Origin of the sequence: Streptomyces specialis, assembly GCF_001493375.1 — a bacterium.
Classification (GTDB): domain Bacteria; phylum Actinomycetota; class Actinomycetes; order Streptomycetales; family Streptomycetaceae; genus Streptomyces; species Streptomyces specialis.
Genome location: NZ_LN929755.1, coordinates 174,104 through 185,160 on the forward strand (window position 1 = coordinate 174,104; position 11,057 = coordinate 185,160).

Here is an 11,057-nt window from a genome sequence, read left to right on the forward strand (position 1 = left end):
GGTTGGCCGGCGCGAGCGATGGCGCGGGCCTGCCTGGTGACGTCAGTCGTTCCACGTGGAGAGTGGGCGGTGGAGGCGGGAGGCTTCGGCCGGGGCTCGGAGTGGGATGTCCCATTCGGTGAACCGGCGTCGCAGGGTGGTCTCGGAGACGGCGAAGGACTGGGCGAGGGAGGCGAGGGATTCGCCCTCCTCGTACCGCCGGATCGCGGCCTCCTTCGGGACGGGACGGCGCCGGGGCAAGTAGATCTGGGCGTCGCAGCCGGCGCAGAACTTGGCGCCGTCGCGCTCCTCCAGCTTCCGGTGCGGGCACCTGGCGGTCGTCACTCGCCCGCCCCCTCCGCCACCAGCCGCAGCGCGGTGGCGAGTCGCACGGCGGCGACCAGGCCGCACCGGCCCAGCTCGATCACCGGCGGCCCGGTGAGCGACACGGTGGGCGTCGGCAGGGCGATTCCCGCCGCTTCCAGGGCGTCGGACAGGTCCGCACGGACGTCCTCGACCGCCAACGGCCGCAACGCACCGGCCGCGACGGACCATTCCCGGCCGCCGTTGACGGGCCGCAGCATGAAGTACGGCCCGGCCATGCCCATGTAGACGCCCACCGTGTCCCGGCCGAGATCCCGTACGAGTTGCCCCACGCGGGGCGACATGTCGCCCATCTCCACTCCTTCGTCGTCACTGCTTGCGCACCAAGCACAACGCAGAGCAGCATGTGAGCGGTACCGTCGTGTGAGGGACGGGCTGTCAAGTGGTTCCGCAAGGCATCAATGCCATCAACGAGGTTCGGTGAACTGATGGGTGAGCGCACGCCAAACGTCAGGCTGGAAAGACTCTTCAAGCAATCACGCCTGCGCGGCGACCAGTTCGCCAGGGCGGTGAACCGGCTGGCCGGGCAGTCGGGCGTCCGGCTCCATTACCGGCAGCCTTCCGTGAGCAACTGGCTGGCGGGCACGATGCCCCGCGAGGAGGCACGCCCGTTCATCGTCGAAGTCCTGTCACGACGGCTGGGCCGCCCGGTCACCCACGTTGACGCGGGTTTTCCCCCGCCCGCCGAGGATCCGAACAGCCGGGCGGGTATGGGTACGGTCGAGGAGTTGATCGATCTTTGTAGGAGTGATATGGATCCCTCCCGACGCGGGATACTGCACATCAGTCTCTACTCCGCCGCACTGTCCATTCCCGGGTGGCATGACGTGGTGGGCCGCCTGGAAGCCGTTCAGGGGCAACAGGTCCGGCGCATCGGCATGGCCGATGTCGAGGCGGTGACCAGCATGACGGATCTGCTGAGCCAGCGGGACACCCAGTTCGGCGGTCGCGAGACGCGCCCGATGGCAGCGGTCTTCCTGGCCAACACCGTGGCTGCGCACCTGCGGGCGGACGCGTCCGAGGACGTGCGCACGGCCATGCTCTCCGCCGCGTCGAACCTCTGCTTCGTCACCGGCTGGATGGCCATGGACGAAGGCGCGCATGGACTCGCCCAGCGGTACTACGTCAAGGGGCTGGAACTGGCCGGTGCCGCCGAGGACCACCTGCTGTACTGCACCATCCTCCGGGGAATGTCCGTCCAGGCGCTGGGCGTTGGTGACGCCCCCACCGCGCTCCGGCTGGCGACCGCCGCAGCGGTCACCCCGGACGCCGATCACCGGACCCGCGCGTTCTTCGCGGGACACCAGGCACATGCCTACGCGGCCTCGGGAGAACGGCAGAACGCCCTCCGCGCCATCCGTGTCACGGAGACGTCCATGGACAAGGCGGAGACCAAGACACGTGGCTACGGTCCGGACACGGTCGCTTACCACGTGGCCGAAGTCCGGTACGGGCTGGGCGACGTGGCGGGAAGCCTGGAGTCCCTTGGGCTGCACAGCAAGCTGGTGGACACACGGCGCCGCCGTACCCGGGTCAGGTGCGGCGCGCTCCTGGCGGAACGGCAGTTGGAGCTTGGCCACCTCGAAGCAGCCTGCGCCACCTGGCACGGTGTACTCGATGACTACCCCTACCTCCAGTCCGGCTACGCCGACGAGCGCGTGGCCACCATGAAAGCCCGCCTGCGCCCCTACCTCTCCAATGCCACAGCCCGCACCCTCCACGAACGTTCCCGAACCCTCAACACCCCCCGCCCCACACCCGCGTGACGGGAAGTGACCGCCAGGCGTTCTGGCCCTGGCCGTTACCGTCTGAGACCATTGCCGCACGAACGGTAGACGTCAGGGAGTGGTATGGACGCCATCAACGCCCTCATGGAGGGTGTCCGCGACGATGACGAGACCGCGCCCGACGGCAGTCTCGATGTCGGTGCTGCCGCAGCGGAGTTGAGGGCGCTGGCCGCGCGGGTCGGGTCGGAGCGCCGGCGTGTCGCGCTCACCGATGGAGACGAGGTGCTGGCGCTCATGATCAGCACGGCGGACTGGGAAGACCTGCGCGACGCGTTGGCCCTCGCCCGAAACGAAATCGCCCGGCTGCGGGGCGAGGACGACAGCCTGAATCACGAGGATGTCGTCTCCGAGTTGCGGGGCTGGGGCGGGGATGACGCGTGAGCAGGGTGACGTGGTCCTCCGGGGCTAAGAGATCACTGGCGAAATACCAAAAGGACGACCCCGGCGGGGTTGATCACGTACTCGACGCGGTGAACCTGCTGAGGAAGAATCCACGGCCGCCCGGGGCGCAGCCCTATGGCTCTGATCATTTGCGCATTCATGTCGGCCGTTATCGCGTGCTGTATCGGATCGTCAGCAACGAGCCGCTGATCGTGGGTATCGAGACTGTGGGGCGTGTGCCGAAACCCTGATTTCTGCCGTGACCCCGGTCATCCGACTTCCCCAGTCCTGACCGGCGGGTATCAGTACCGTCGAGGAACTGGTGGACCTTTGTAGGAGTGATATGGATCCCTCCCGACGCGGGGTACTGCACGTCAGTCTCTACTCGGCCGCGCTGTCCATTCCCGGGTGGCATGACGTCGTGGGCCGCCTAGAAGCCGTCCAGGGGCAACAGGTCCGGCGCATCGGCATGGCCGACCTCGAGGCGGTGACCAGCATGACGGATTTGCTGGATCGCAGGGACGGTGAGTTCGGTGGGCGTGACACCCGGCCGGTCGCCGCGAGTTTCCTGATCAACACCGTGGCGCCCTGCCTGCGGGCAGAAGGCTCGGAGGAGGTGCGCACGGCCCTGCTCTCCGCGGCGTCAAACCTCTGCTATCTCACCGGCTGGATGGCTGTGGACGAGGGCGCGCACGGTCTCGCCCAGCGGTACTACGCCAAGGCCCTGGAACTCGCCGGTGCCGCCGAGGACCACCTGCTGTACTGCACCATCCTCCGGGGAATGTCCGTCCAGGCGATGAGCCTCGGAGACGCCTCCACCGCACTGCGCCTGTCCACCGCCGCCACGGCAGCCCCGGACGCCGGGCCACGGAGGCGCTCGTTCTTCGCGGGACAGCACGCACACGTCCTGGCCGCCAACGGCGACGGCAAAAAGGCGCTCCGGGCCCTGGCGGAGACCGAGACCGCGATGGAGCAGGCGGAGAACCGGGGAGAGGGCTCAGGCCAGTTCGGCCCGTCAACGGTGGCTCAGATCACCGCCCAGGTCCGCTACGAGCTGGGCGATGTCGCCGGGAGCGTGGCGTCCCTGGAGTTGCACTCCAGGCTCTTGGACAAACACCGACGCCGCGCGCGGGTCCGCTTCAATGCCCACCTGGCGGAACGGCAGTTGGAGCTTGGCCACCTCGAAGCAGCCTGCGCCACCTGGCACGGCGTCCTGGACGAATATCCCTACCTCCAGTCCGGCCAGGCCGACGAACGCGTGGCCACCATGAAGGCCCGCCTGCGCCCCTACCTCTCCAACGCCACAGCCCGCACCCTCCACGAACGCTCCCGAACCCTCAACACCCCCCGACCGACACCCGCGTGACGGGGAGCGACGACCACGACGGGAGACAGGCGCGGCACACCGCCCCGCCGCCGGGGATACGTCGGTGGACGGCGCGCATCGCCCGCATACGACAACGGTGTTCTCCGCCCGCCCAGTCGGCGGACCGGCCCGTGACACGAGGACCGGTCCACCGGGTGAGCCGGGTGGTGATGGCTACGGGAGCAGCTTGATCGACCAGTACTCGGCGATCGAACCGTGGGCCGCCTGATCCGGGTGGAGCGTCACGGGGCAGTCGGTGCCGGCGATGTCGTGGCAGAGTTGTACGCGGTCATCACCGAACTGGTTGTTCCAAATGGTGTGATCGCCACGGTTGACGCCGATGACGTAGGTGCCGTAATCGGAATAGCGACCCTCGGGCACCGAGTTGCCCATGACGATCAGCGAATCCCAGACACAGACAGTGCCGGGGCGACAGACATCGTTGAAGTCCCATCCGGACCCGATTTCCCCGGGGCTGTAATCGATGTACATCGCCGAGGCGGGAGTCGCGGCGAACACGGTCATGGCCAGTGCGCCGGCGATGGCCGCGGGCACCGTGAAACGGCGCCGCCGCAGGCTCTTGAGGGGGTTTTTGAACTTCATGACGGTCCCTTCCTGTCGTTCGAGATCGCGACGGACTTCGGCCCCGCCGCGCGCATGAGTCGGCGTCACAGGGGCTTCGAGGATCTCGGGACTACGCACGTGGACACGTCACACCGCCCTCGGCGTGTGTGCGTGTGCGACCGGGAACAGCTTGCCTGGACGGTGCTGTCGCCGAACGATCGCGCACCGACGGTTCGCCGCATCGGCGCGCGCGATGCGTCACTGCGCACACGTGGTCTTCCCCCCGAAATTCCATGCTGATCCAGCACGGTCCGCAGTCGCCCATGTTCGCGAGGAAAGGGCGAAGCGTTGCCGCCTGGATGCTGGCATGCGCGGAGGCGCACCGGCCAGACTGTTCCCGATAGCAAATCAAGTCGGATTGATAAGAGCGAATCTATGGGCAGGCGGAAAGCTCACCGCACCGACCGGACGGGCTCGGGCCGCGACCGTACGGCCCGCCTCCGGCAGCCGGGTGAGCGGCGCGGCTCCTGCGGCACCATGGACCCGATGAACGAGACGGATCCGGTCCTGGACGGGGCCGCCGCGCGCGGCATGGCCGAGCTGGACGCCGCCGTGACCGGGTGCCGGGCCTGTCCGCGGCTGGTCGCGTGGCGGGAGGAGGTCGCGCGGGAGCGGCGGGCGGCGTTCGCGTCGTGGGAGTACTGGGGCAGGCCGGTGCCCGGGTTCGGGCCCGCCGACGCGCGGCTGCTGGTGATCGGGCTGGCGCCGGCGGCGCACGGCGGGAACCGCACCGGGCGCATGTTCACCGGGGACCGCTCGGGCGACGTGCTCTACGCCGCCCTGCACGCCGTGGGCCTCGCCAGCCAGGCCACCGCCACCTATCGCGACGACGGGCTCGCGCTGCGCGGCGTGCGCGTCACGGCGCCCGTGCACTGCGCCCCGCCCGCCAACAAGCCGACGCCCGCCGAGCGCGCGACCTGCCGCCCCTGGCTGCTGGGCGAACTGCGGCTGCTGCGGCCCCACCTGCGGGCCGTCGTCGTCCTCGGCGCGTTCGGCTGGCAGTCCGCGCTGCCCGCGCTGGCCGAGGCCGGGTGGGACGTGCCCCGGCCCCGGCCCGCGTTCGGGCACGGAGTCCGCCTCGACCTCGGTGACCTGCGGGTCTTCGGGTGCTACCACGTCAGCCAGCGCAACACCTTCACCGGTCGGCTCACCCCCGACATGCTCCTGGACGTCCTTGGCGCGGCCCGGGACGCGGCGGGGCTGGCGCCCTGACCGTCCGACGCGGGATATCGCGCCCGGTGTTCCGACGACTACTGTTCACCGGGCAGACGCACGGAAGTCGCTTTCGCGGGCCCACTGTGGGGCACAGTCGGCTTCCTGTCCCAGAACGGTGGAGCGCGACGGCATGGCAAAGGCGACAAGGGCGTTGTCGGGGCTGCTCGGGGCGCGGCGGCGTGACGCCGCGCGTCAGGAGGAGCTGACGGCGCGGGCGGTGCGCGGCTGCGCCGAGTACCTCGGAGGCTCGCGCGACGAGCGGCTCGCCGCCGCCATCGGCACCCTCCTGACGGCCGGTCCCGACGAGACGTTCGACGCCCTGCTCGCCACCGGCAACCGCGCCCTCGAAGCGGGCGGCGAGCGCGAGAACCGGCTCGCCCTGTCCCTCGCCGACACCGCGACCGCGCTCCGCGCCCGGTCGCGGGGCGCCTGGCGGCTGCGCGGCCTGGCCGCCGAGGCGCTCGGGCGGAACGAGGAGGCGGTCGACGCCTACGAACGGCACCTCGCCCTCCGGCAGGACACCGGCGACGGCGAGGACATCGCCCGCCGGCTCGGCGTGCTGAAGGAGATCCGCTCCTGCCTGGAGGACGCGGGCCTCGGCGCCGCGTTCGCCGGGCCCGCCGCCGAGGCCAGGACGGAGTTCGCCGCCCGCGTCGAGGCCGGGATCTCCGGGCGCGGCGCCGGGGACCCGGAGGTGCGGCGGCTCGCCGCCCGTTACGCGGCCTACCGGCGGCTGACCGCCGAGGGCCGGATGCCCGACCCGCTCCTCGCCCCCGGCGAGCCCATCGACGTGCCGGGCCTGCGGAGCCGGATAGCCGGCCGCACCGCCTGCGTCGTCGCGCCCGGGGCCGAGCCGAGCGCCGGGCTCGACCCGTACGACCTCGTGGTGCGGTACGACGCGGCGCCCGACGACGGCCGCACCGACCTGCACGCGGTGTCCGTCCGGGGCCGCGCCCCCTGGGAGGGCCCGGCGTGGCGGCACCCGGCGGAGATCCGGCTCGTCTTCGGGGAGTCCGCCGACGCGTGGCGGAAGGCGCTGCGCCGCCGCCTCGTGCCGGGCGCGCAGCGGTACTTCGGCGACGCGACGCTGCGCCGGCCGCTGAACGATCCGGCGCTGGTCGGCGACGGCCGGGCGGACGGCGGCAGCACCGCGTTCGCCGTGATCCGGCTGCTGGACTTCCTCGACGTCAGCCCCCGCATCGACCTCTTCGGCGTGCACCACCCGGGGGAGCTGGGCGACGAGGAGCGGGCGTGGGTCATGGCCCACGCGAAGAACGTGAACTGCGGCACCGGGATGAGGATCGCGCTTCGATGACACACGCGCCGGACGACTCACGACCGGTGACCGGCAAGCGCCGCGTCGCGTTCGCCTGCTACGCCGACGAGGAGCGGCTGCCCGGTCTGCTCACGCTGCTGCGCAGCCTGGCCCTGACCAACCCCGCCGTGTGCGAGGACTTCGTCCTGCTCCACCCCGGACTGCCGGACGACGCCCTCGACGCGGCGCGCCGCCTCCACCCGCGCCTGCTGGCGCGGCGGGCCGACGCGGGCGGCCGGGCCGACGTCTTCCGGCTCGCGGACCACGACACGGTCATCGCGCTGGACCCGGGGATGGTGGTGCTCGGCGACATCGGCGAGCTGCTGCGGATGCGCGAGGGGATCGGCGCGGTCCCGCAGCCGCTCGCGGATCACCCGGGCGGGACGGACGAGCCCGGCAAGGGGCGGCGGGTTGTGCCGGACGACGGGCTGCTGGTCGTCCAGCGGGACGCGGTGGACGACGCCCTGCGCGCCCGGCTCCTGGCCGCCGGCCCCGGCGGTCTGGACGCCGCCCTGGACGGGGTGCTGGTGCGGATCGACGCGCGGTACGACTTCCTCGCGAGCCGCCTGTTCGACGACACGCCCGTGCCGGACACCGTCGCCGTTCTCCGGTTTCCGCACGGGCCGGGGCCGGGGTCCGGGTTCGCGCCCGCCGAGGAGGCCAGGAGCCGGTTCGCGATGGACGACGCGGCCTTCCGCGCCGCGTACTGCGCGCTGCCCGGCACCAAGCATCCCGACCTGCTGCTGCACTGCGCCGAGCCGCTGCTGCGGGACCGGCCCACCGTGGACCTGGCCCGCGCGGTCGCCGAGGTGTACCGGCAGCAGGGCCGGTACGAGGAGGCCGTGGACGTTCTGGCGCCCGTGATGGGCACCGCCGTGGACCGGCCCCGGTGCCACCAGACGCTCGGCATGTCGCTGATGGCGATGTCCCGCTACGACGAGGCGGAGACGCACCTGCTGCTGGCCACCGCCGCGCCCGACATCGCCGCCCGCGTCTTCGCGCAGCTCGCCCGCCTGGCCTGGCTGCGCGGCGCGGACGAGCGGGCCGGCGCCTACGCGCGGCAGGGCCTCGACGCCGACCCCACCGACGCGACCTGCCGCGCCTGGTACGACCGGACGCGGCGGGAGAACGCCCCCGGCGCCACGGCCGGCACGGGCACGGCGACCGCCGCCGCGTCGGACGGCGGCCTCGCGCACGTGGCGCTCTTCGCCGACGGGCGCGAGAACGCGGGGGACAAGGTGCTGCCGGAGGCGGTCCGGCTCTGCTTCGGCCCCGACACCGGCCCGGGCCGCTGGACGTCCGTCCACGCGCACCGCCTCTTCGACGACGCCGCGCTGGAACGGGTCAACGCCCGGCGCGGCCTCGTGGTCGGCGGCGGCGGGCTGTTCCTGCCGGACACCGCGCCCAACGGCAACAGCGCCTGGCAGTGGAACGTGCCGGACGCGGCGCTGGCCCGGCTCACCGTGCCGCTGGCGGTCTTCGCGGTCGGCTACAACGTCTTCGACGGCCAGAGCTACCGGCGCCGCCGCTTCACCGAGAGCCTGCGCGTCCTGGTCGAGCGCTCGGCGTTCTTCGGGCTGCGCAACCGGGGCTCGGTGGAACGGGTCAGGGAGCTGCTGCCCGAGGAGCTGCGCGACCGGGTGCTGTACCAGCCGTGCCCGACCACCGTCACCCGGCGGCTGGTGCCCGGCTGGCGGGACGCGGACCGGCGCGACGACACGGTACTGCTCAACTGCGCCTACGACCGGGCCGGTCTGCGCTTCGGCCACGACTACGGGCACTTCCTCGCCCAGATGGCCACCGCCCTGCGGACCCTGCGCGGGCACGCCGACGTGCGGTACGCCGCGCACATGCCGACCGACGAGCGGTTCGTGCACGACCTGCGCCGCGAGCACGGGCTGTCGCTGCCCGTCGAGCCGCTGTACGAGCGGACCAACGACGAGATCCGGGACGTCTTCCGGCGCGCCAGGCTGGTCATCGGGATGCGCGGGCACGCGGGGATGATCCCGTTCGGCTGCGGCACACCGATCATCAGTCTGGTCTCCCATCCGAAGCTGGCGTACTTCCTGGCCGACATCGGCCGCCCCGAGTGGGGGGTCACCGTCCACGACCGCGCGCTGGCGGCCCGGCTGACCGAACGGGCCGTGTCCCTGCTGGACGACCACGCGGCGGCCGTCGCGGACGTGCGGGACCGGCAGCGCGAGCTGTGGCGGATCACCGAGGCGAACGTCGCCACGCTCCGGGAACTGTTCGGCATCGACACCGGGGAGGACACCGGACGGGACGCCATGCCGGCGGAAGCATGAGAGAAGCACTCCGAATATCTCACAAGATGTATTAACAACGGGGGCATGTTCTGCTAACAATGTCGCTCGTCCCTTCCGCGCGACCCAAGGACGAGCCGCGATGTCCCCACCTGTCACCGCGAGACCCCCGGCCCTGCCGCTCGGCCGCCGCGCGCTGCTGCGCGGCACCGCCGCGGCCGGGGCCCTCGGCTTCCTCTCCGCCTGCGGCGGCCGGGCCGACGCGGCGTTCGACGCCGACGCCGAGCCCTGGCGGCGCTACGCGGGCACCACGCTCAACTTCGTCTCCGAGAACACCGCCCCCACCGCCGCCATCGCGGCCGACCTGCGGCCGTTCACCGAACTGACCGGCATCCGCGTCACCATCGTGACGCTGGAACTGTCCGCCCTCGCCCAGCGCGTCGCGCTGGACCTCGCCTCCGGCAACGGCGAGTACGACGTCGTCTACGCCGACCCCTACATGGTCCTGGCCCCCTACGCCCCGGCCTTCGCCGACCTGCGGCAGTTCCAGGACGACCCGGCGCTGCCCCGGCTGCCCGGCGGCTTCGGCGACTTCATCCCCACCCACCTCGACGCGGCCGGCCGCTTCGGCGAGGGCGCGGACGCCGAGAAGATCCTCGCGCTGCCCTACGACTCGCCCACGATGATCTGGCAGTACCGCGCCGACCTGTTCACCAAGCACCGCGACCGGATGGCCGACGACCTCGGGTTCGACCCGATGCCCTCGGACGACACCACCTGGGAGCAGTACTACGCGATCGCCCGCTGGTTCAACGACAAGACCGACGACGTCGCGTACGGCACCGGCCACCAGGCCAAGCAGCACGACGCGCTGATGTGCGACTTCTCCAACGTGCTGTGGGCCTACGGCGGCCGGTACTTCCAGGACGACGCCCGCGTCGGCCGCCTCGGCACCACCGACCCCGGCGGCTCGCTGCTGCGCTCCCCGGAGGCCGAGGCCGCCGCCGCGTTCTACCAGCGGCTCCTTGCCGTCGCCGACCCGGGCTCCCGCACCTGGGACTGGGACGGCGTGGGCGCCGGATTCCGCGCCGGACGCTTCGCGATGTGCCCCAACTGGCACGAGTTCGCCGCCTCCAACGAGCAGGTCCTGCCCGGCAAGGTCGGCTACGCGCGGCTGCCCAAGGGCCCGGCCCGCTCGGCCGGGATGTACGGCGGCACCGGCATCGCCATCTCCGAGGCCGTGCCGCGCCGACGCCGCGAGGCGGCCTGGCTCTTCCTCGTGTGGGCCACCGCCCCCGACACCCAGCGCGCCAACCTCGCCAGCGAGGTCGGCGGCGGCACCCCGACCCGTACCTCCGTCTACGAGATGCCCGAGGTCGTCGCCGCGCAGGAGCGCCCCTCCGCGATGCCCAACATGCTCTCCGCCCGCGCCGTGCGCGACGCGTGGGCCGAGGAGAACATCGGGCTGCGGCCCAAGATCCCCATGTGGAACGAGTGCGACACCGCCCTCTACACCCAGCTCTCCCGCCTCGTCGCGGGCGACACCTCACCGGCCGGCGCCATGCGCGCCGCCGCCGACCGCATCGACCGCGTCGTCGCGAGAGGGTGGGTGGCCTGACATGAACACTCCGCTGACCGGTACCCGGCCGACCGGGCCGCGCCCCCCCCGCCCCCCTCGCCCCCCCCCCCGCCCCCCGCCCCCGCCCCCCCCCCCACCCCGCCCCCCCCGCCGCCGCCCCCGG

General features: G+C 72.3%; 11 protein-coding genes. 8 read left to right on the forward strand and 3 right to left on the reverse strand.

Annotated elements, in window-relative coordinates; translation table 11 throughout:
• Window positions 1-42: 42 nt before the first annotated feature.
• Both BN2279_RS28985 and BN2279_RS28990 read right to left on the reverse strand, forming a co-directional pair.
• Window positions 43-324, reverse strand: coding sequence for a helix-turn-helix domain-containing protein (locus tag BN2279_RS28985; protein ID WP_059005718.1), 282 nt, complete (start codon window positions 322-324; stop codon window positions 43-45).
• Window positions 321-656 (reverse strand): hypothetical protein, encoded by a 336-nt coding sequence (locus BN2279_RS28990; protein WP_059005717.1) that lies wholly within the window; start codon window positions 654-656, stop codon window positions 321-323. The genes BN2279_RS28985 and BN2279_RS28990 overlap by 4 nt, the downstream gene beginning before the upstream one ends.
• A gap of 135 nt (window positions 657-791) precedes the next feature.
• Between BN2279_RS28990 and BN2279_RS00830 the strand changes: the two genes are divergently transcribed.
• The 4 genes from BN2279_RS00830 to BN2279_RS00840 all read left to right on the forward strand — a co-directional run bounded on the left by BN2279_RS00830 (window position 792) and on the right by BN2279_RS00840 (window position 3,897).
• The gene (locus tag BN2279_RS00830; RefSeq protein ID WP_059005716.1) at window positions 792-2,129 is read left to right on the forward strand and encodes an NsdA family TPR-like regulatory protein; all 1,338 of its coding nucleotides are present in this window, start codon (window positions 792-794) and stop codon (window positions 2,127-2,129) included.
• An 84-nt stretch (window positions 2,130-2,213) separates the two neighbouring features.
• The gene (locus BN2279_RS00835; protein ID WP_059005715.1) at window positions 2,214-2,531 is read left to right on the forward strand and encodes a hypothetical protein; all 318 of its coding nucleotides are present in this window, start codon (window positions 2,214-2,216) and stop codon (window positions 2,529-2,531) included.
• Window positions 2,528-2,782, forward strand: a complete 255-nt coding sequence (locus tag BN2279_RS26925) for a type II toxin-antitoxin system RelE family toxin (protein ID WP_079031699.1) — start codon at window positions 2,528-2,530, stop codon at window positions 2,780-2,782. Before BN2279_RS00835 ends, BN2279_RS26925 begins: the two co-directional genes overlap by 4 nt.
• Before the next feature lie 92 nt (window positions 2,783-2,874).
• Window positions 2,875-3,897, forward strand: a complete 1,023-nt coding sequence (locus tag BN2279_RS00840; protein WP_059005714.1) for an NsdA family TPR-like regulatory protein — start codon at window positions 2,875-2,877, stop codon at window positions 3,895-3,897.
• A gap of 174 nt (window positions 3,898-4,071) precedes the next feature.
• Here the strand turns inward: BN2279_RS00840 and BN2279_RS00845 are convergent, their stop codons facing one another.
• Window positions 4,072-4,599 (reverse strand): hypothetical protein, encoded by a 528-nt coding sequence (locus BN2279_RS00845; protein WP_159037013.1) that lies wholly within the window; start codon window positions 4,597-4,599, stop codon window positions 4,072-4,074.
• A 408-nt stretch (window positions 4,600-5,007) separates the two neighbouring features.
• Here BN2279_RS00845 and BN2279_RS00850 point away from each other — a divergent pair, with 408 nt between their 5' ends.
• The 4 genes from BN2279_RS00850 to BN2279_RS00865 all read left to right on the forward strand — a co-directional run bounded on the left by BN2279_RS00850 (window position 5,008) and on the right by BN2279_RS00865 (window position 10,933).
• Window positions 5,008-5,733, forward strand: coding sequence for a uracil-DNA glycosylase (locus BN2279_RS00850; RefSeq protein WP_324612796.1), 726 nt, complete (start codon window positions 5,008-5,010; stop codon window positions 5,731-5,733).
• Between the two features lie 133 nt (window positions 5,734-5,866).
• Window positions 5,867-7,051 (forward strand): SirB1 family protein, encoded by a 1,185-nt coding sequence (locus BN2279_RS00855; RefSeq protein ID WP_079031698.1) that lies wholly within the window; start codon window positions 5,867-5,869, stop codon window positions 7,049-7,051.
• Complete coding sequence (locus BN2279_RS00860; RefSeq protein WP_059005712.1) at window positions 7,048-9,357, forward strand: polysaccharide pyruvyl transferase family protein; 2,310 nt, start codon at window positions 7,048-7,050, stop codon at window positions 9,355-9,357. Before BN2279_RS00855 ends, BN2279_RS00860 begins: the two co-directional genes overlap by 4 nt.
• A gap of 100 nt (window positions 9,358-9,457) precedes the next feature.
• Window positions 9,458-10,933, forward strand: a complete 1,476-nt coding sequence (locus tag BN2279_RS00865; RefSeq protein WP_059005711.1) for an extracellular solute-binding protein — start codon at window positions 9,458-9,460, stop codon at window positions 10,931-10,933.
• The last annotated feature ends 124 nt before the right edge of the window (window positions 10,934-11,057 follow it).